At 64.1% G+C, this 18,656-nt stretch carries 20 protein-coding genes; 17 read left to right on the top strand and 3 right to left on the bottom strand.

Annotation, left to right across the window (positions count from 1 at the left end; all coding sequences use genetic code 11):
- Position 1 precedes the first annotated feature (1 nt).
- Together QNO08_RS12815 and rfbB are read right to left on the bottom strand one after the other, a co-directional pair.
- Positions 2-1,444 (bottom strand): sugar nucleotide-binding protein, encoded by a 1,443-nt coding sequence (locus QNO08_RS12815; protein ID WP_229965124.1) that lies wholly within the window; start codon positions 1,442-1,444, stop codon positions 2-4.
- 2 nt (positions 1,445-1,446) lie between these two features.
- The gene (rfbB, locus tag QNO08_RS12810) at positions 1,447-2,445 is read right to left on the bottom strand and encodes a dTDP-glucose 4,6-dehydratase (RefSeq protein ID WP_229965125.1); all 999 of its coding nucleotides are present in this window, start codon (positions 2,443-2,445) and stop codon (positions 1,447-1,449) included.
- A 56-nt stretch (positions 2,446-2,501) separates the two neighbouring features.
- Here rfbB and rfbA point away from each other — a divergent pair, with 56 nt between their 5' ends.
- From rfbA to QNO08_RS12750, 12 genes are all read left to right on the top strand, one after another.
- Entirely contained in the window at positions 2,502-3,368 is an 867-nt protein-coding gene (gene rfbA, locus QNO08_RS12805) for a glucose-1-phosphate thymidylyltransferase RfbA (RefSeq protein ID WP_229965126.1), read from the top strand.
- Positions 3,369-3,492: 124 nt separating this feature from the next.
- Positions 3,493-4,638 carry an acyltransferase family protein gene (locus QNO08_RS12800; protein WP_284155599.1) on the top strand — a complete coding sequence of 382 codons (1,146 nt, stop codon included), beginning with the start codon at positions 3,493-3,495 and terminating at the stop codon, positions 4,636-4,638.
- A 396-nt stretch (positions 4,639-5,034) separates the two neighbouring features.
- Positions 5,035-5,463 carry a hypothetical protein gene (locus QNO08_RS12795; RefSeq protein ID WP_229965128.1) on the top strand — a complete coding sequence of 143 codons (429 nt, stop codon included), beginning with the start codon at positions 5,035-5,037 and terminating at the stop codon, positions 5,461-5,463.
- A gap of 31 nt (positions 5,464-5,494) precedes the next feature.
- Positions 5,495-6,706: a glycosyltransferase family 2 protein gene (locus tag QNO08_RS12790; protein ID WP_229965129.1), complete on the top strand. Its 1,212-nt coding sequence runs from the start codon at positions 5,495-5,497 to the stop codon at positions 6,704-6,706.
- A 217-nt stretch (positions 6,707-6,923) separates the two neighbouring features.
- Positions 6,924-7,892 carry a D-alanyl-D-alanine carboxypeptidase family protein gene (locus QNO08_RS12785; RefSeq protein ID WP_229965130.1) on the top strand — a complete coding sequence of 323 codons (969 nt, stop codon included), beginning with the start codon at positions 6,924-6,926 and terminating at the stop codon, positions 7,890-7,892.
- Between the two features lie 175 nt (positions 7,893-8,067).
- Positions 8,068-9,294, top strand: a complete 1,227-nt coding sequence (locus tag QNO08_RS12780) for a TadA family conjugal transfer-associated ATPase (RefSeq protein WP_229965131.1) — start codon at positions 8,068-8,070, stop codon at positions 9,292-9,294.
- Entirely contained in the window at positions 9,291-10,145 is an 855-nt protein-coding gene (locus QNO08_RS12775; RefSeq protein WP_229965132.1) for a type II secretion system F family protein, read from the top strand. Before QNO08_RS12780 ends, QNO08_RS12775 begins: the two co-directional genes overlap by 4 nt.
- On the top strand, positions 10,142-11,083 hold the full coding sequence (locus QNO08_RS12770) for a type II secretion system F family protein (RefSeq protein ID WP_229965133.1): 942 nt from the start codon (positions 10,142-10,144) through the stop codon (positions 11,081-11,083). The genes QNO08_RS12775 and QNO08_RS12770 overlap by 4 nt, the downstream gene beginning before the upstream one ends.
- 25 nt (positions 11,084-11,108) lie before the next feature.
- The gene (locus tag QNO08_RS12765; protein WP_229965134.1) at positions 11,109-11,333 is read left to right on the top strand and encodes a hypothetical protein; all 225 of its coding nucleotides are present in this window, start codon (positions 11,109-11,111) and stop codon (positions 11,331-11,333) included.
- A 101-nt stretch (positions 11,334-11,434) separates the two neighbouring features.
- Positions 11,435-11,788, top strand: coding sequence for a TadE family protein (locus tag QNO08_RS12760; RefSeq protein ID WP_229965167.1), 354 nt, complete (start codon positions 11,435-11,437; stop codon positions 11,786-11,788).
- Complete coding sequence (locus QNO08_RS12755; protein ID WP_229965135.1) at positions 11,763-12,233, top strand: hypothetical protein; 471 nt, start codon at positions 11,763-11,765, stop codon at positions 12,231-12,233. The genes QNO08_RS12760 and QNO08_RS12755 overlap by 26 nt, the downstream gene beginning before the upstream one ends.
- The gene (locus QNO08_RS12750; protein WP_229965136.1) at positions 12,230-12,715 is read left to right on the top strand and encodes a pilus assembly protein TadG-related protein; all 486 of its coding nucleotides are present in this window, start codon (positions 12,230-12,232) and stop codon (positions 12,713-12,715) included. Before QNO08_RS12755 ends, QNO08_RS12750 begins: the two co-directional genes overlap by 4 nt.
- A gap of 13 nt (positions 12,716-12,728) precedes the next feature.
- On the opposite strand, the gene QNO08_RS12745 is transcribed toward QNO08_RS12750, so the two are convergent.
- Entirely contained in the window at positions 12,729-13,052 is a 324-nt protein-coding gene (locus QNO08_RS12745) for a hypothetical protein (protein ID WP_229965137.1), read from the bottom strand.
- A 175-nt stretch (positions 13,053-13,227) separates the two neighbouring features.
- Here QNO08_RS12745 and prfB point away from each other — a divergent pair, with 175 nt between their 5' ends.
- From prfB to QNO08_RS12720, 5 genes are all read left to right on the top strand, one after another.
- Positions 13,228-14,346 carry a peptide chain release factor 2 gene (prfB, locus tag QNO08_RS12740; protein ID WP_229965138.1) on the top strand — a complete coding sequence of 373 codons (1,119 nt, stop codon included), beginning with the start codon at positions 13,228-13,230 and terminating at the stop codon, positions 14,344-14,346.
- 106 nt (positions 14,347-14,452) lie between these two features.
- The gene (locus tag QNO08_RS12735) at positions 14,453-15,316 is read left to right on the top strand and encodes a 3-hydroxybutyrate dehydrogenase (protein ID WP_229965139.1); all 864 of its coding nucleotides are present in this window, start codon (positions 14,453-14,455) and stop codon (positions 15,314-15,316) included.
- 175 nt (positions 15,317-15,491) lie between these two features.
- Entirely contained in the window at positions 15,492-16,286 is a 795-nt protein-coding gene (gene ftsE, locus QNO08_RS12730; RefSeq protein WP_229965140.1) for a cell division ATP-binding protein FtsE, read from the top strand.
- Entirely contained in the window at positions 16,283-17,194 is a 912-nt protein-coding gene (gene ftsX / locus QNO08_RS12725) for a permease-like cell division protein FtsX (protein ID WP_229965141.1), read from the top strand. The genes ftsE and ftsX overlap by 4 nt, the downstream gene beginning before the upstream one ends.
- Before the next feature lie 53 nt (positions 17,195-17,247).
- Positions 17,248-18,654 carry a M23 family metallopeptidase gene (locus QNO08_RS12720; protein ID WP_229965142.1) on the top strand — a complete coding sequence of 469 codons (1,407 nt, stop codon included), beginning with the start codon at positions 17,248-17,250 and terminating at the stop codon, positions 18,652-18,654.
- The last annotated feature ends 2 nt before the right edge of the window (positions 18,655-18,656 follow it).

The following is an 18,656-nucleotide window of genomic DNA, read 5'->3' as shown; positions in this document are numbered from 1 at the left end:
TTTAGTATCCCATATTGCTGGTTGCTGAAGCTTTTGGAGAAAGGTACTGACCCAGCCGGACTGAGGCTTCGACCGGTGCGAAACCGGTGGAACGGATCCTGTCCAAGGCAAGGACACTGTTCAGCGGCCGCGGGGCCACGCCGGCTTTCCCCTTGAAATACTCTGCCGTGCTCACCCCGGTCACATCCGTGCGTGCCCGGCCGAGGGTCTCGTAGACATCGGCGGCGACATCGGCCCAGGAGACCGGATCGCCGTCGTTCGTGAGGTTGTAGGTGCCAAACGGGGCGCCTGTCTCCACGAGGTGCCGGATGCCGGCGGCAAGGTCCTCGGTGAAGGTGAGCCGGCCGATCTGATCATTGACCACCGCGGGGCTGATGCCCCGCTCCGCCAGCGAAGCCATGGTGCGGACAAAGTTGTTGCCTTCACCGATGACCCAGCTGGTCCGCACGATGTAGTGCGCCGGAACTGCCGACACAACGGCGTCACCGGCAGCCTTCGTCTGCCCGTACACGCCGAGCGGTGAAAACGGCTCATCCTCGGGGTGCTCGGCTGCCGTACCGTCAAAGACGTAGTCGGAGGAAACCTGAACCAGGGTTATCCGGTTCTCCGTCGCGGCGCGGGCCAGGCGGGCTACTGCGTTCACGTTGATCTCCCAGGCAGCGGCACGCCCCTCGGGAGTCTCGGCGGCATCGACCGCGGTGTAGGCGCCGGCGTTGATGATCGTGGAGTAGTTCTTCCAGTTCCGGTCGGCGAAGGCCAACGGATCGGTGAGGTCGAAGTCGGCGCGGGTGGCAAACTCCACGTTGGACTCGCCGGCATAGGCGGCGCGCAAGGCCTTCCCGAGCTGTCCGTCGGCACCCAGGACCAGGATTTTCTTCGCAGCCATGGGCACGACGTCGGCCAGCCTCGGATGCGCCTTGTCCTTCGCCGAGAGTTCGGCCTGCTCCAGCGGGATCGGCCAGTTGATGGCGGCGGTCTCGTCGGCCAGGTTCAGGAACGTGTACTGGCCCTGCGCATCGGCACTCCAATGGTCATTGACCAGGTACGTGTACGCAGTGTTGTCTTCGAGCGTCTGGAACGCGTTTCCCACGCCGCGGGGAATGAAGATGGCCGAGTCCGGGCCCAGCTCGGCCGTGAATACGGTTCCGAACGAGGGGCCCTCGCGCAGGTCGACCCAGGCGCCGAAGATCCGGCCGGTCGCCACGGAAATGTACTTGTCCCAAGGCTCGGCGTGGATGCCGCGGGTGGTGCCGGACTTTTCGTTGAAGGAAATGTTGTTCTGCACGGGACCAAAATCGGGCAGCCCGAGCGCGAGCATCTTCTCCCGCTGCCAGTTCTCCTTGAACCATCCGCGGTTATCCCCGTGAACAGGGAGGTCATAAAGGACGACCCCGGGAATCGGCGTCTCATGGGGGACGAGCGGCTTGGAAAACTCCAGTGTCATATTTACTGTCCCTGAACCTTGTACTTTGCTTCGGTCTCGTCCTTCTGCGGCCGCCACCAGGCCTCGTTCTCCCGGTACCAGGCAATCGTGTCCTCGAGCCCCTGCTCAAAGTTCGAGAATGCCGGCTTCCAGCCCAGCTCATTGCGCAGCTTGGAGGAGTCGATGGCGTACCGCATGTCGTGGCCGGGCCGATCAATCACCTGGTCATACGCGTCGGCAGGCTGGCCCATGGAACGCAGGATCAGTTCGACAACTTCCTTGTTGTTCTTCTCGCCGTCGGCACCGATGAGGTAGGTCTGGCCGATCTCGCCCTTGTCGATGATCCGCAGGACCGCTGAGGAATGGTCGTCGGCATGGATCCAGTCCCGCACGTTTTCCCCGGCGCCGTAGAGCTTGGGGCGGACGCCGTCGATCACGTTGGTGATCTGCCGCGGAATGAACTTCTCCACATGCTGGTAGGGCCCGTAGTTGTTGGAGCAGTTGCTGATCGTGGCCTGCAGGCCGAATGAGCGAACCCAGGCACGCACCAGCAGGTCCGAGCCGGCCTTCGTCGAGGAATACGGGCTGGAGGGGTTGTACGGGGTGGATTCCGTGAACCGCTCCGGATCGTCGAGTTCCAGGTCACCGTAGACCTCGTCGGTGGAGATGTGATGGAACCGGACGCCGTGCTTCCGGGCAGCTTCGATCAGGGTGTACGTACCGATGATGTTGGTGTCCAGGAAGGGACGCGGGTCATGCAGCGAGTTGTCGTTGTGGGATTCGGCGGCGTAGTGCACGATGACGTCGGCGTTTGCTGCCAGCCGGTCCACCAGCTCTGCGTCGCAGATGTTTCCGTGGACGAAAGTGAAGCGCTCAGCGGGCAACCCGTTCAGGGACTCAAGGTTGCCGGCGTAGGTCAGCGCATCGAGCACTGTGACGTGATGGTCGGTGTTGGCAAGGGTGTAGCGAACAAAGTTCGAGCCAATAAAGCCGGCGCCGCCGGTCACGAGGAGTTTCTGCATGTAGATCAACACTACCGGATTTGCCGTCCTATAGCAGACCGGCAAAGATGAGGTCTATGCGAGGAATAATACTGGCCGGCGGTACCGGTTCACGGCTGCACCCCATCACCCTTGGCGTCAGCAAACAGCTGGTGCCGGTCTATGACAAGCCAATGATCTACTATCCGCTGTCGACCCTGATCCTCGCCGGGATCAAGGACATCCTGATCATCACCACACCCCATGACGCGGATCAGTTCCAGCGCCTGCTGGGGGATGGAAGCCGCTTCGGCGTCAGCATCACCTACAAGCAGCAGCCCTCTCCCGACGGTTTGGCGCAGGCGTTCGTCCTCGGCGCTGAGCACATTGGCACCGGACCCGTTGCCCTGGTCCTGGGCGACAACATTTTCTACGGTGCCGGAATGGGGACGCAGCTTCGGCGCTTCGCCAACATCGACGGCGGAGCGGTGTTCGGGTACTGGGTGGCGGACCCCACCGCCTACGGCGTCGTCGAGTTCGATGGCGAAGGCCGTGCCATCTCCCTGGAGGAGAAGCCGTCCAAGCCCAAGAGCCACTATGCGGTGCCGGGACTCTACTTCTATGACAACGACGTCATCGAAATTGCCCGCGACCTGAAGCCCTCCCCGCGGGGCGAGCTGGAGATCACCGATGTGAACCGCATCTACTTGGAGAAGGGAAAGCTCCAGGTGGAGATCCTTCCGCGCGGCACGGCATGGTTGGACACCGGAACCTTCGACTCCCTGAACGAGGCCTCGGAATTCATCCGCACCGTCCAGAAGCGGCAGGGCCTGTCCATCGGCTGCCCCGAGGAAATCTCGTGGCGACTGGGCAACATCAACGACGACGAACTGCGCCGTTTGGCCGAGCCGTTGGTCAAAAGCGGGTACGGCCAGTACCTCATGGAGCTCCTCGCGCAGAAATAGCAGTGCCCGCGTTGCCGCAGGAGCGGGAAATGCGGTGATTATAAAGTGGCCGGCCGGGTTTCCGGCCGGCCACTTTTGGAAAGAAATGCAAGTAGTCTTGTGGTCGCTCACGAGTAGCCGTGTCGTGAAATTACTCGGCCGGCTCCCAATCCCGATGGATAACTCGAAAGATCGGTCCATGTCCCTATCTGCGCCACCTCTGCTGCCCAGCCGCTCGCCATTACGAATGACGCTGGGGGAACTGTTCGATCCCAAAAACAATTCCCTCAATGCCATCCGCCTAATACTGGCGTGCCTGGTAGTGGTGTCCCACTCATGGGTAATCGGCGGGCACGGTGATGAACCCTCCCTGGGCGGACGGACGCTTGGCGCGTGGTCGGTTCTCGGGTTCTTCGGAATCTCGGGCTACTTGATTACCCGGAGCAGGTTCAACGGTCAACCGGCATCCCGGTTTTTCCGGGCCCGTTTCCTGCGAATCTTTCCGGGTTTCCTGGTCGCCCTGATTATGGTGGCATTTGTTTTTGCACCGTTGTCAGTTGCTCTCGGGTCCGCGGGGTCCTTTGTCCCCGCGGAAGCCCTGACCTATATCCTCCGGAATTTCCTTCTTTATCCTCCGTTCATTTCGCAGGCGGGCATCGGGTCCACACTGGCTGAGGGTGAAATCTGGAACGGAGCCCTGTGGAGCCTGTTTTGGGAGGGCTGCTGCTATCTCGGAATAGGGATTGTCGGCATCGCCGCGACTCGGGCCCGCCGCAACGTCCTCACGGCGGCGGTGTTCCTGGCTGCCACCGGCGCATCCCTGGCTGCCCATGCCGGTCTGGTACCGCCCAGCGAACTCACCATGGCACCGCCTCTTATCGCAGCGTTTACGGGTGGAGCACTTCTTTATCTGAATGCGAAGCGAATAACGGTCGTTCCGGCGCTGGCAGTGTCCCTTGCCCTGCTCCTCGCATCGATACTGACCGGAACCGCTGCTGTCCTGGCTCCGCTGCCGTTTGCTTTGGTTGTCTTCGTGGTGGGGGCGGTGCTCCCTTTGCGGAAGATCGGCGCAAAGCAGGATCTGTCCTACGGTGTCTACATTTACGGGGTTCCGGTGCAGAACCTTCTGGAAGTCTGGCTGCCGGCGCTCTCGCTGCCCGCCTGCCTCCTCCTGGCATTCGCCGGCATTTTGCCGCTGGCGCTGGCCAGCTACATTTGTGTCGAGGCTCCGGCCATGCGGCTGAAAGGCCGGAGGCGGAGTTCTCCAAGGCCGCTTCCCGTGCCGGCATAATTCCGGAACGGGCACCATTCCGCGTTGCGCCCTGGATCCGCACACGGATTGAGGTGGCCCACCCCTGCGGTGCCTGCCGCATCTCAACCCGGTCCAGCGTTGGCGAGGTTGCCCATTGTCTCCAGCGCGCCCGGAGCAACGAGTACGAGGATTGAAGCCCGGCACAGGTAATGGCTGTGGCATAGGCCTGCAGGCCGAAACCCCGGCTGCGGATTACTGATCTCCGCCTACCTGACACAGGTACGGGTACTCTTACCCGGTTTTTCGCGCGTTGCACTACGCTCGCCAAAGCTCTCCCGCGCCCATAACCTGATGCCGCAGCCCATAACCGGCTGCACCACCGTCGCGGGAGGGACGAAGCCGCCGACCCTTCCGGAGCCTACCGGAGGTCAGCGAATGGATGCAGTGGGAATTGCCGAGGACAAGGTTCGGGAGCTGATCCGCGTGCGCGGACTGGATCCGGCCAGCCAAATCGCCGAAGCGCGGCGCCTGGCCGAGGACACGGTCACGGATTACGACGAGCGCTCCCTCCTCGGGCAGCTTCCTCCCCTTGGAGCGATGGAGCACGCACCGTGGCGGGCATACGCCGCCGCAGCCGGGTTCGGCTCCCTGCAGCCCCTGCTGGACGCCCCCGCTGTGGAGGAAAACTGGATCAACTCACCGACGGAGATCTATGCGGCAAGGGCCAGCCGTCTGGAGCACCTGGTGGAGCTGGGCCTCCTGACCCCCCAGACCGCAAGTTTCCTGTCCCGGTTTCTTGACGGGCGGGCAGCCGCCATTGGACGGGGTGCACCGCTGGCCGATGTCACGCGGGCGCAGCGATGATTCCGGCACCCGGCACGGGAAGGAGGAGGGAATGGATATCACAGTACTAGTACCGGCACATAACGAGGAGCAAACTATAGGGCAAACCATAGAGTCCCTTCTCGCGCAGACCCGGCTGCCGGACCAGATCATCATTATCGCCAATGGATGTACTGACCAAACGGTGGAGGTAGCCAAGAAGTACCCGGTAATCGTAATGGACCTGCCCCGCCTAAAACACCGCAAGTCCGAGGCCATGAATACGGGGTGGAATCTCTATGGCCGTGACTCTGATCTGGTGGTGTCCATGGACGCAGACACTGTGCTTGCCCCCAATGCCATTGAAGACTGGGAGAAGGAATCATGGAAGCGCCTCTTCGGAGGATCGACTTCCAAGTTCACCATACAGCAGCCCGGTTTCTGGTGCAGGCTACAGAAATCGGAATACGCTTACAACATCCAGCAGGGGCTGAATAATGGGTGGACCAATGTCCTGGCGGGCGCCGGGTCTGCATTCTCCGGTAGGGCACTGAGGGAGATTGCCGCCAGGGACGACCGGGAAGGACCGTGGTCGTACGAAAGCGCTGTGGAGGATTACGAGCTGACCTACCGCCTTCGGGAAGCGGGATACAAGACCTATGTATCCACCACCGTCAGGGCATATACCGACGGGATGAAGAACCTGAAGTCCCTGTGGGGGCAGCGTATGAAGTGGCAGGCGGGTACCCTGCAGGATCTGCTTCGCTTCGGGGTCAACCATCTGACCATCAGGGATTGGGTTAGCCAGATGCTCAATCTGGCCGGACCTGTAATACGGGCGCTCTGGGTGATGGTAGTTTCCCTGGCACTATACCTGGACGCCTTGACAATAATTTGGTGGGGACTGCTCGTGCCCCTCTTATTCATAGCCATTAACTTCAAGATTGCCCTTCGCGTTCCGTTCAAGGACAAGTGGGACATCCTTATCGCCGTGACTATAGTCCCCAAGGAGATCTTGGCTTGCGTACGTGGCGGATGGATTCTCGCGTCCTGGATGGAAATACTCCGTAAAAAGATCACCCACAAAGAGCGCGACTTGTGGGCCGCGCAATACAAAGCGGAGGGTGAGGCGATGCTGGGAGTAAATGTGGCGGCCGGTCTTGTTGCCGGGATCGCGGCAACCGGGCTGGCGGTAGGCTCGATGGCACTGTTTATCCTAGGCGGAATATTCGTTGTAATAGGTCTGTTTACGCTGCTGAAGAGGGATTCGTCCAACCGGCCCTAGGCCGCGGCACGCGCGGTGTTCGCGGATCGAGTGGTCCCAAATGTTGGGCCAGGTGTACGGCCGGTGCCCACGGATCTTGGCCTGGGCTGTTCGGATCCGCAAGCTGAATGCGGTGCGGCCGATGCGGTTTCCCGTATCAGGCACAATGGGCGGGATGCGAACCGCGTAAACTGCCAACCAGGCCATGTACGAATCGCAAGCGAAAACCAGGAGACCCATGAATCGGCGCTACTGCAAGCCCGTTCCGGTCCTGCTCGCTGCCGCGGCGCTCCTGGCGGTCCTTGGCGCGGCCGAACCGTCGCGCCTGGACACAGTGTCCCCGGCGCCGAAGGATGCGGCCGTTCCCCTGGCGCTGCCCTCCCGTGAGGCAAGCTGCGGCTTGCGCGACGGCGGATGCGTCCGTAACCATTACTACGGCGCCACGATCTGGTCGCCGAACACCGGTACCTACCCGGTTCGCGGGGCCATCCATTCAGCGTGGGCTGCCGAGGGCTCCGAATCAGGCACCCTCGGTTATCCGGTCGACGCCCAGGTTTGCCTGGAGGGAAGCTGCACGCAGCACTTCGAGCGGGGCACGATCTCCACTGCACGTCGGGGTGCGCTCGTGGTCGACCGCGCCATTGACGATGCAACGGACACCGCCGTCGTCGTTAACAAGCAACGGCCCCTGAACCCGGCCACCCATGTGCCCGAAAACCTGGTTGACGTGGACGGACACCCGCTGCGCAGTGAGGCCGCCTCCGCTTTCGGGAAGCTCAAGGACGGAGCGGCAGCTGACGGCGTCGCCATGAGCATCGTCAGCGGCTACCGGTCCTACGAGCAGCAGGCCGGCCTGTACAACAGCTACGTGGCACAGTATGGCCGGGAGACGGCTGACACGATCTCTGCCCGCCCCGGCCACAGCGAGCACCAGACCGGACTCGCGGTGGATATTGCGGCTCCCGACGGCACCTGCTCGCTGCAAGCCTGCTTTGAGGAGACGGCAGCGGGAGCCTGGGCAGCGGAAAACGCCCACCGCTTTGGCTTTATCGTCCGCTATCCGGCCGACGCATCGGCTACGACGGGGTACGCGTACGAGCCCTGGCACCTGCGTTTTGTCGGGGCGGACGTGGCGCAGAGCATGCACCGCCACGCCACAGCCACCCTCGAGGAGTACTTGGGCCTGCCGGCAGCGGAGAACTACTGAGTCCGGCTGTGCGCAAGGCGGGTACGGCTACCCGGTTTATCCACACATCCGGGGCTACCCTCGCAAAAGCCCGCCCGCACTCCTAGGCTGACCGCCGTGGCCGCAAACAGGCCACGCCAGTCTTACGGCGCGGATGATCCACAGGTCCCTGCCGTGCTAAGTCCGGGGGACAGCGGTGGATGCGGTTGCGATAGTGGAGGACGAGGTACGGGAACTGATCCGCGTCCGCGGTCTGGACCCTGCGAGCCAGCTCGCGGAAGTCCGTCGCCTGGTTGAAGACGCGGTGACCGATTACGACGAGCGTTCCCTCCTTGGTTCGCTGCCGCCCCTCGGCATCCTGGAGCAGGCCCGCCGGCGCGTGTTCGACGCCGTCGCCGGGTTCGGAGCCCTGCAGCCGCTGCTGGACGATCCCACCGTGGAAGAAGTCTGGATCAATTCACCCACCGAAATTTATGCCGCCCGCGACGGACGGTCGGAGCTAACCTCCCTGGTTCTCTCCGCAGACCAGATACGGGACCTGGTGGAGCGGATGCTGAAAAGCTCGGGCCGCCGGCTGGATCTTTCCTCGCCGTTCGTGGACGCGTCGCTGCCGGACGGTTCCCGCCTGCACGTGGTGATTCCTGACATTACCCGGCGCCACTGGGCGGTGAACATCCGCAAGTTCATTGCCCGGGCCAGCCGGCTGGAGCACCTGGTCGAACTTGGCACGCTGACCCCGCAGGCGGCCAGATTCCTGGGTGCCGCCGTCTCCAGCGGCCTTAACGTCCTTGTCTCCGGAGCCACTCAGGCCGGGAAGACCACCATGCTGAACTGCCTGGGTGCTTCGATCGGGCCGCGGGAGCGGGTCGTCACAGTCGAGGAGATCTTCGAGCTGCAGCTGCCGCTGCGTGACGTGGTGGGACTGCAGTGCCGGCAGTCGAACCTGGAAGGAATGGGGGAGATTCCGCTGCGGAGACTGGTTAAGGAAGCCCTCCGCATGCGCCCGGACCGGCTGATCGTGGGGGAGGTCCGGGAGGCGGAGAGCCTGGACATGCTGATTGCGCTGAACTCGGGCCTGCCGGGGATGTGCAGCGTGCACGCCAACAGCGCCCATGATGCAGTCACGAAAATCTGCACTCTTCCACTGCTGGCCGGCGAGAACATCTCCAGCGCCTTCGTGGTTCCCACCGTGGCCTCCTGCATCGACTTGGTGGTCCACTGCGCCCGGAACGCCGCCGGAAAACGGCAGGTGATGGAGATCCTGGCACTGGGCAGCCGGGTCGAAAACGGCATCATTGAAACCTCCTCCATCTTCCAGCGCACCGACGGGCGGCTCGAGGTCACCGCTGCGTCAATGCCGGCACCCGAAAAGTTTGCCCGCGCCGGGTTCAACGTAGCGGAGCTCCTTGAGGTGCAGCCGTGAGCGCGGCCGTCGGGCTGCTGCTGGGGCTGGGTCTGTTCCTGATCTGGCGGGCCTGCTGGGCGGTTCCGCCGGCGGCTGCCCGCAAGCCGCGCACCAGCCGGCTGGAAGACGAACTGATGCAGGCCGGAATCCAGCGGGTGACGCCGCGCGCCGTGGTCGCCGCCAGCATCGCCGCGGGACTTCTCGTGGCGCTGCTGGTCCTGGCTGGTACCGGGGCTGTGCCGGTGGCCGCCTGCTTTGGGCTGTTCGGAGCCGGCGTGCCGCTGTTTCTGGTCCGCTGGCAGGCCCGGAAGCAGCGGACCTCCCGGGCCGAGCTCTGGCCGGATGCCGTCGACCACCTGCGTTCGGCGATCCGGGCGGGGCTGTCCCTGCCCGAAGCCCTGATCCAGCTGGGCGAGAACGGACCCGAAGAACTGCGGCAGCCGTTCCGGGAATTTGCTGCGGATTACCGGTCCGGCGGACAGTTCGACCATTCCCTGTCGCGGTTGAAAGCCAATCTCGCGGATCCCGTCGCTGACCGCATCGTGGAAGCGCTGCGCCTGACCCGCGAGGTCGGCGGATCGGATCTGGGCCGGCTGCTGGGGACCCTCAACGAATTCCTGCGGGACAATGCCAGGACCCGCAGCGAACTGCTGGCCCGCCAGTCGTGGACTGTCAATGCCGCGCGCCTGGCCGTCGCCGCCCCCTGGATCGTCCTGATGCTCCTCGCCTCCCGGCCGGAAGCCATCGTGGCCTACAACTCAGCGGCCGGGGCGACGGTGCTGGTTGCCGGCATCGTGATTTCGGTGGTTTGTTACCGGCTGATGCTGGGAATCGGTGCCCTGCCTGAGGAAGAGCGGGTCCTCCGATGAGCGGCCCCTGGTTCCTGGCCGTTTTCTTCGGTGTTGCCCTGGGCTCATCGCTCTGGTTCGCGGCTCTCCGGCTGCCTCCACTGCGACCGGTCACCTTCAGCGAACGCATCGGGCCGCAGCTGCGAACCGGAGGACACGGATCGCGCCTGCTGGCTGCACCGGCAGGCGACCTCACCCCGTTCGGCCCCTTGGAACGGATCCTGCGGCCGGCCCTGCACCTGGCGGTCCGCCGGCTGAACCGGATAAATCCGGTGACGCGTGACTTGGAACGCCGGTTGGAACGCGCCGGACGGAACACGAGCGTCCTGGATTTTCGGGCGGAACAGGTGCTCTGGACCGGAGGCGGTTTTCTTGCCGGCGGCACGATCACGGTGTGGATGGCCAGCGCGGACAAGGCCGGCGTTCCCGGCGTCATAGCAGGCACCATTCTGGGTGCGGTCCTGGGCTTCACCCTGAGGGACTACCGGCTGAGCGCACAAATCAAGAACCGCGAAACCCGCATGCTTGCCGAATTCCCAAGCCTCGCGGAAATGATGGCGCTCGCGGTCGGAGCCGGGGAAAGCGCCAACGGCGCCCTGGAACGGATCGCCCGGACGGCCCACGGTGAACTCGCCGGCGAGTTTGCACGGATCCTCGCGGAAACCCGCTCCGGAGTGCCCCTTTCCAGTGCGTTGCAGCACTTCTCCGACCGGGTCCGGCTGGCGCCGCTGTCCAGGTTTGTCGACGGACTGACCGTCGCAATCGAGCGCGGCACTCCCTTGGCCGATGTCATGCGTGCACAGTCCCAGGACGTCCGGGACCTGGCCAAGCGCGAACTGATGGAAAGCGCCGGCAAGAAGGAGATCGCCATGATGGTTCCACTGGTTTTCGGCGTGCTTCCCCTGACTGTGCTTTTCTCGATCTTTCCCGGCATATCCCTGCTGGGAATCGGACTCTAGGCCCCTCCAATGAAAGGAACTTCCCATGCGCACCATCAACCCACGCCGCATCCTGCTTCTGCTCGGCACCGCGCTGATCGTCCGCTTGTCCCAAACCGTGACAGGCGGGGACCGCGAGCGCGGCGACGTACCGGGATGGGTGATGATCACGCTCATGTCGGCGACGCTGGTCGCGGTCATCATGGTCTTGGCGGAAACCTCGCTGAGGACCATGTTCGAGTCCGCGATGAGCAAGGTCAACGGCCCCTGACCGGTTCAGGCCAGACCGGTTCTGGTCCGGTCGGTTCAGGCCGGGCCGGGCACACCGGCGCCACCGGCCGCGAAAGCGGGTCTGCGGTGGTGGACTTTGTCATGGTCGGGGCGCTGCTGACGCTGCTGTTCATGTCGATCATCCAGCTGGCGCTGGTGCTGCATGTCCGGAACACCCTGATCGATGCAGCCGCGTCGGGCGCACGCTACGGCACCCTGGCGGACCGGACCCCGGCCGACGGCGCAGACCGCACAGCTGACTTGATCCGCCTTGCGCTCAATGACTCGCTGGCGGAGGACGTCAGCTTTTCCGAAACCACTCACGGCGGAGTGCGAATGCTGCAGGTCACGGTCCGGGCACCCTTGCCGGTGGTGGGGTTCCTGGGGCCCAGCGGGGGATTGGAGGTGACCGGACATGGAGTCTGGGGCTATGACACGGCCGGTGCCGGCGACTGACCCGGCCGCCGGAACAGCGGCACTGAAAACCGGCGATGCCGAGAACGGCAGCGCACTGGTGGAGTTCATCTTCCTCGGACTGGTGCTGCTCGTGCCGGTTATCTACCTCATTGTTACGGCCGGCCAGGTGCAGGGTGCCGCCTTCGCCGCAACCGGCGCCGCGGAATCGGCGGCGAAGGTGTACGTCGCTTCCGGAGACCCGTTCATCGGCGAGCAGCAGGCCACGATGGCCGCCGAACTGGCGTTCACCGATTTCGGATTCGAACCGGCGGGTCTGCTGCTGGATATTGCCTGTTCCGCTGAGTGCCTGGCGCCCGGCTCGACCGTGACTGTCCTGGTGCGTTTCGATGTGCCGCTGCCGCTGGGGTCCGGGTTCTCCGGAACGGATTTCGCCCCTGTAACCGTGGACGCCACTTCCACCCAGATTGTGGAGCGGTACGGATGAGCCGGTTGCCGGGGGCAGCCCGGTTCCGTGCCTGCCTGCATTCCCGGGCCGGCGGCGAGGACGGCCAGGTCACGATCCTGATCATCGGATACCTTCTGGTAAGTCTGCTGGTGGTCACCGTGGTGATGGGTGCCTCCGCCCTCTACCTCGGGCACAAGAAGCTCCTCTCCACCGCGGACGGTGCGGCGCTGGCGGCAGCGGATACCTTCTCGCTGGGGCCCGCGGCCGGATCCGCCGGAGGGCCGGCGGCCGTGCTGGCCCCCGCGGCGGTTCAGGCCGAGGTGAACAGGTACCTGGCGGCCACTAACGCGGGGGACCGCCTTCCGGGCCTCACCGTTGCCGGTGAAACCGGAACAGCCGACGGCCGCACGGCCCGGGTGGTGCTCACCGGCGTCGTACATCCGCCGCTGGTGAACTTCCTGGTGCCGGATGGAATCCCGATCACCGCGGTCGCCGAGGCCCGCGCGCGCCTCAGCCAGTAGGAGGCCGGCTCGGTCAGGACGCTTTGGCCTGCTGTTCGGCGGCAGCAGGGGGATGCGCCCATCCGCCGTGGTCAATGTCCAGCAGCTCGCCGTCATCTCCGTAACAGAAGGTAGCGGGCTCACCGAACTGGTCGCAGTCCGGATCCGGGCACCGGTCCTTCATTGTGACGCGGTACTCGTTGGAAAAATGCTGGTCCCATTCGTCGGTCTTCGTCAGGGCCCAGGGATCTCCCTCACGGGCGAGGGCCTCGAGTTCTTCCAGCGAGTACCGGCGTCCGGATTCCGGGTGGCGGACGGGCAGGGATGCGGCGGTTTCTTCGGCATTCCGGTTGCTCACATTGGGCTCCTTCCGGGGATCTCCCGGGAACTGTTCGCTGACAGAACCAAGATACGTCCGGGCACGCGGAATCCGGGAAACGGCAGGCCGGGGAGGGCCGTAAACCCGCGGCAGCCGGGCGGCACGCTTCGCGGGACAGCAGCGGCGAGGACTCATGGCGTAGGCTGTAATTACCATGGCTGAAATCGATTTTCCCGCGGAGATCCGCGCCCTCAGGTCCACCTTTGCCTCCATCGAGCAGGTCTCGGATGTCGCAGCGATTAAAGAGGACATCGCCGAACTGAGTGAAATGGCGGGAGTTCCGGATCTCTGGGACGACCCCTCAGAGGCGCAGAAGATCACGTCCAAGCTTTCGCATCGGCAGACAGCGCTGGAACGGCTGGAAAAGCTGGAATCCCGCATCGACGACCTTGAGGTACTGGTGGAGCTGGCCCAGGATGAGGCCGACGCCGATTCCAAGGCAGAAGCCGCCGTCGAGCTGGAATCCCTCCGCAAGTCGCTGTCTCAGCTGGAGGTGGTGACGCTGCTCTCCGGTGAGTACGACGAGCGCGAAGCCGTCGTGACCATCCGTTCCGGCGCCGGGGGAGTGGACGCTGCCGACTTCGCCGAAATGCTGCTGCGGATGTACCTGCGCTGGGCCGAACGCCACGGCTATCCCACCACGGTCCTGGACACCTCCTACGCAGAGGAGGCCGGACTCAAGTCGGCCACCTTCGAGGTCAAGGTCCCCTATGCCTACGGCACCCTGGTCGTGGAGGCCGGCACGCACCGCTTGGTCCGCATCAGCCCGTTCGACAACCAGGGCCGCCGGCAGACATCCTTTGCCGCTGTCGAGGTCATTCCGCTGATTGAGCCGACCGACCACATCGACATTCCCGACAATGACATCCGGGTGGACGTCTTCCGTTCCTCGGGCCCCGGCGGACAGTCAGTGAACACCACTGACTCCGCTGTTCGCCTGACCCACCTCCCCACAGGCACCGTGGTCTCGATGCAGAACGAAAAGTCGCAGCTGCAGAACCGGGCTGCGGCCATGCGCGTCCTGCAGTCGCGCCTGCTGCTGCTGAAGAAGGAGCAGGAGGACGCCGAGAAGAAGGCCTTCGCGGGAGACGTAAAGGCATCTTGGGGCGACCAGATGCGCTCCTACGTACTGAACCCGTACCAGATGGTCAAGGACCTGCGCACCGAACACGAAGTCGGCAACACCTCAGCGGTCTTCGACGGCGAGATCGACGACTTCATCGATGCAGGGATCCGCTGGCGCGCGAACGGCAGCGTCTCGGCCCGCAAGTAGCCCCGGGTCCAAGCTGCCGCCGGGAGCTCGCCGGGCGGGCCGTCGAGTGCGATGATGCTGCTCCGAGGCTGCGCACCGGTGCAGCCGAACGGTCAGGAGCAGTGCCATGGCCCAGCAAGGCGGTAAGACAACCGGCGCCAAAACACCCGGCGGCGGAACATCCGGCGCCAAAATATCCGACGGCGGGACCGGGCAGGTCAGCGCGGCGAAGCGCGGAACCGGCGGTGCGGAGCTTGCCGGGCGCACCGCCGTCGTAACCGGCGGCGCCAGCGGAATCGGTGAAGCCTGCGCCCGCCACTTTGCCGCTCTGGGTGCCAAGGTCACCGTGGCGGACCTGAACGCGGCGGCCGCCGCCCGGGTCGCCGACGATATCGGCGGCACGGCATGGCATGTGGACCTGAGCGAGACTTCGGCCCTGGAAGACCTGGTGCTGGACACCGACATTCTCGTGAACAACGCGGGAATCCAGCGCATCGCTGCCATCGAGGAGTTCGACCCGGAGACTTTCCGGCTGATCCACCGCCTGATGCTTGAGGCGCCGTTCCTGCTGATCCGGGCGGCACTGCCCGGAATGTACGCCCGCGGCTTCGGACGCATCATCAACATTTCCAGCGTCCACGGGCTGCGTGCCTCGGCGTTCAAGAGTGCCTATGTCAGCGCCAAGCACGGACTGGAGGGCCTGTCCAAAGTGACGGCGCTCGAAGGCGGCCCGCACGGCGTGACCTCGAACTGCATCTGCCCTGCGTATGTCCGCACACCCCTGGTGGAAGCGCAGATAACCGACCAAGCCCGAATCCACGGCATTTCCGAAACGGAAGTCCTCACTTCCGTCCTGCTGACGGAGCCCGCAGTGAAGCGGCTGGTGGAACCGGAAGAGGTTGCCTCCCTTGCCGGATGGCTGGCCGGACCGAGTGCCGGTATGGCCACCGGGTCCTCCTACCCCATGGACGGGGGATGGTCCAGCCGGTGAAGGAGGGCTCAAAAAGGTGCGCCGCAGCGCCGGTCCGACGGGCGCGGCGGCGGGCGGCGACACACCGGGCGGAATCTGCACGTTCGAGTAGAACCGTCGATATAGTCGAACAGCCGGCGCCCTTATCCCAAACCAAGGCCCGTCTTCCGGCCGCACCGATGGGCGCTAAGCAGACATGATCACTTTTGACAACGTCACCAAGGTCTATGACCGCAATTCCAGGCCTGCCCTGAACTCCGTGAACCTCGAAGTGGACCGCGGAGAGTTCGTGTTTCTGGTTGGAGCCTCCGGATCGGGCAAATCGACTTTCATCCGGCTCATCCTCAAGGAAGAGCACGCGTCCCGGGGGACCGTTTACGTGGCCGGATCAAATGTCGCCAAGATTCCCAGCTGGCGCGTACCGCGCCTGCGGCGTGGAATCGGCGTCGTTTTCCAGGACTTCCGCCTGCTGCCCAACAAAACGGTGTTCCAGAACGTGGCATTCGCCATGCAGGTCATCGGCCGCAGCCGCGCCGTCATCCGCGACTCAGTGCCCGAGGTCCTGAAGACTGTCGGGCTGGAAGGCAAGGAAGACCGCCTGCCGCATGAGCTTTCCGGCGGCGAGCAGCAACGTGTCGCCATCGCCCGCGCCATCGTCAACAAGCCCGGGATCCTGCTCGCCGATGAGCCCACCGGAAACCTGGACCCCACCACCTCGCAGGGAATCATGAAGGTGCTGGACCGGATTAACCAGAACGGCACCACCGTGGTGATGGCAACCCACGACGACGACATTGTGAACGCGATGCGCAAGCGCGTCGTCGAACTGCACCACGGAAAGATCGTGCGTGACGAGCGTGAAGGCATCTACTTGGGCGCACCGCAGACGCAGCAGGGAGCCGTCATCAGGCAGGACGATGCAGCCAAAGCGGCCGACGTCGAATCGCCGGGCAGCGGAAACGGCGCAGCAGGAGCGGGGGCAGTCAAATGAGGCTGGCATTCATCCTCGGCGAGATCGGCTCGGGTATCCGCAGGAACCTGTCCATGGTGGTCTCCGTTATCCTCGTGACCTTCGTGTCACTCACCTTCGTCGGTGCGGCCGGCCTGCTGCAGCTGCAGATCGGGCAGATGAAGGGTTACTGGTATGACAAGGTGCAGGTGGCGGTCTTCCTCTGCGTCGACTCCTCAACCACGCCCTCATGTGCCTCCGGCCCGGTGACGGATGAGCAGCGCCAGGCCATCGAGGAGCAGCTGAATTCCCCGGCCTTTGCCCAGTACGTGGCTTCCGTGGACTACGAAGACCAGGCAACCGCGCTGAGCCACTTCAGGGACCAGTTCGCCAATTCCCCGCTGGTCGACTCGGTGACGGCAGACCAGTTGCCGGAGTCCTTCCGCGTTTCCCTCGTGGATCCGGAAAAGTATGAAGTCATTAATGAAGCGTTTTCCTCCATGCCCGGAGTGGAAACAGTCAGCGACCAGCGTGAACTTTTGGAGAAGGTCTTCTCCTTTATGAACCTGGCTTCGCTGATTGCGCTGATAATTGCCGGCGTGATGCTGGTGTGTGCCATTCTGCTGATTGCCACCACCATCCGCCTCTCGGCCTTCAGCCGCCGCCGGGAGACAGGCATCATGCGCCTGGTGGGAGCCTCCAAGGCAGTCATCCAGCTGCCGTTCGTTCTCGAGGGCGTCATCGCTGCGGTCATCGGCGCCGTCCTGGCATCAGGTACGCTGTGGGCAGTGGCACACTTTTTCATCGGTGCGCTGGCCAAGGCCTATCCCGCAACAGCGTTTATCTCCGCCCAGCAGGTACTGGTCCTCAGCCCGGTATTACTCGTTGTTGGGGCACTCCTGGCAGGAATATCCTCGCTGCTGACGCTTCGCAGGTACTTAAGGGTTTAGAGTGTTGCAAACTCTGGAAAGAAAGCTGACAAACTCCATGGACGGTTCCATCAATGGTTAGCGCGCATTCGAGTCAGGCGCCGAAGCCTGCCCTGCGCAAAACCACGGCCGGCGTGGTGGCATCCGCCATGCTGGCGCTGACGCTCGCCTTCAGCGGAACGGCCGCAGCCGACGAACTCGACGACCGCAAGGCAGCCATTGAGGCCGAGCAGCTGAAGGTTCAGGAAACCTACGAGTACCTCGACGCCGAAACCAGCAGGAAAGTCGCCGAGCTGGCGATCTACCAGCAGCAGCTGCCCGGAGCCCAGCAGGCGCTGACCGATGCCGAGGGCCGCGTTTCAGCAGCCACCGGCAAGGTTACGGCGCTGACCGGCCGCGTGGCGCTGGCCCAGGAAACCCGCAGCACCATTACCGCGCAGATCGAGCAGGACCAAGCGGCCATGGACGAATCGCAGGAAGTGATCGGACAGATCGCGGCCCAGGCCTACAAAAACGGCGGGGTGCCCTCCAGCTTTTCACTGATCCTCGGCGCCGAGGGTGCTGACAGCCTCACGGATTCCATGGGCCTGGCGGAGCAGGTCCTGCGCGGCCAGAATGCCGCCATGCAGGAGCTCTCGCAGCAAAGCGCCACGAACGTAAACTCGGAAGCACGCCTGGCGGCGGTCGAAGAGGAAATTTCCAGTCTCAAGGAGCAGGCAGAGGATGCCCTGAGGCTGGAACAGGAAGCCCGGGACGCCGCAGCGGCTGAAAAGTCCAAAGTCGACTCCCTGATCGAGCAGACGGCGGCGGCAAATGCCGACCTGGAAGCGCGAAAGCCTGTTATCCAGGCTCAGCTGGCCTCGCTGGAAACCGCCAAAGTCAAGGCAACCGAGGACATTGCGGCACGGCAGCGCGCCCTCCTTGAGAAGGCACGGAAGGAAGAGGAAGCCCGGGTAGCCGAGGCGAACCGCCGGGCAGCCGAAGAGGCCGCACGCAACAACCGGCCCACTCCGCCGGCTGAGGTGCCGTCCACTGCGCCGACCAACCCGTCCGCCTTTGGCCTGACCCTTCCCGTCAGCGCCCCGATCTCCTCCGGCTTCGGCTGGCGCGCCACGCCTCCGGGCAGCATCGACTTCTTCGGCACCGGCGGTTACCTGCACTCGGGCATCGATTTTGGTGCCAGTTGTGGAACCCCGGTTTACGCCCCGGCTTCGGGAGAGGTCTGGCGGGCAGACCAGGGCCAGTCGGACGGAATGATCGGAACGGGAAACCGCGTGGTGCTGAACCACGGCGTTATCGGCAACAGCGCACTGGCCACGAACTACTACCACCTGACGAACTATGTCGTATCCGTGGGCCAGTGGGTGAACGCCGGTCAGCTGATCGGTTACGTTGGGACCACCGGCAACTCGACCGGCTGCCACCTCCACTTTGAGACGGTGCTGAACGGCGCCCTGGTTGATCCGATGGGCCTGTTGTAGGC

The organism is Arthrobacter sp. zg-Y820 (assembly GCF_030142155.1).
Lineage (GTDB): Bacteria > Actinomycetota > Actinomycetes > Actinomycetales > Micrococcaceae > Arthrobacter_B.
Note: the sequence above shows the minus strand (reverse complement) of the source record. Positions and strands in the feature narration are given on the sequence as shown.

Excerpts from the sequence above, each read along its gene's own strand:
- QNO08_RS12815 (WP_229965124.1), bottom strand. The coding sequence starts at position 1,444 with ATGACACTGGAGTTTTCCAAGCCGCTCGTCCCCCATGAGACGCCGATT.
- rfbB (WP_229965125.1), bottom strand. The coding sequence starts at position 2,445 with ATGCAGAAACTCCTCGTGACCGGCGGCGCCGGCTTTATTGGCTCGAAC.
- rfbA (WP_229965126.1), top strand. The coding sequence starts at position 2,502 with ATGCGAGGAATAATACTGGCCGGCGGTACCGGTTCACGGCTGCACCCC.
- QNO08_RS12795 (WP_229965128.1), top strand. The coding sequence starts at position 5,035 with ATGGATGCAGTGGGAATTGCCGAGGACAAGGTTCGGGAGCTGATCCGC.
- QNO08_RS12790 (WP_229965129.1), top strand. The coding sequence starts at position 5,495 with ATGGATATCACAGTACTAGTACCGGCACATAACGAGGAGCAAACTATA.
- QNO08_RS12785 (WP_229965130.1), top strand. The coding sequence starts at position 6,924 with ATGAATCGGCGCTACTGCAAGCCCGTTCCGGTCCTGCTCGCTGCCGCG.
- QNO08_RS12770 (WP_229965133.1), top strand. The coding sequence starts at position 10,142 with ATGAGCGGCCCCTGGTTCCTGGCCGTTTTCTTCGGTGTTGCCCTGGGC.
- QNO08_RS12765 (WP_229965134.1), top strand. The coding sequence starts at position 11,109 with ATGCGCACCATCAACCCACGCCGCATCCTGCTTCTGCTCGGCACCGCG.
- QNO08_RS12760 (WP_229965167.1), top strand. The coding sequence starts at position 11,435 with ATGGTCGGGGCGCTGCTGACGCTGCTGTTCATGTCGATCATCCAGCTG.
- QNO08_RS12755 (WP_229965135.1), top strand. The coding sequence starts at position 11,763 with ATGACACGGCCGGTGCCGGCGACTGACCCGGCCGCCGGAACAGCGGCA.
- QNO08_RS12750 (WP_229965136.1), top strand. The coding sequence starts at position 12,230 with ATGAGCCGGTTGCCGGGGGCAGCCCGGTTCCGTGCCTGCCTGCATTCC.
- prfB (WP_229965138.1), top strand. The coding sequence starts at position 13,228 with ATGGCTGAAATCGATTTTCCCGCGGAGATCCGCGCCCTCAGGTCCACC.
- QNO08_RS12735 (WP_229965139.1), top strand. The coding sequence starts at position 14,453 with ATGGCCCAGCAAGGCGGTAAGACAACCGGCGCCAAAACACCCGGCGGC.
- ftsE (WP_229965140.1), top strand. The coding sequence starts at position 15,492 with ATGATCACTTTTGACAACGTCACCAAGGTCTATGACCGCAATTCCAGG.
- ftsX (WP_229965141.1), top strand. The coding sequence starts at position 16,283 with ATGAGGCTGGCATTCATCCTCGGCGAGATCGGCTCGGGTATCCGCAGG.
- QNO08_RS12720 (WP_229965142.1), top strand. The coding sequence starts at position 17,248 with ATGGTTAGCGCGCATTCGAGTCAGGCGCCGAAGCCTGCCCTGCGCAAA.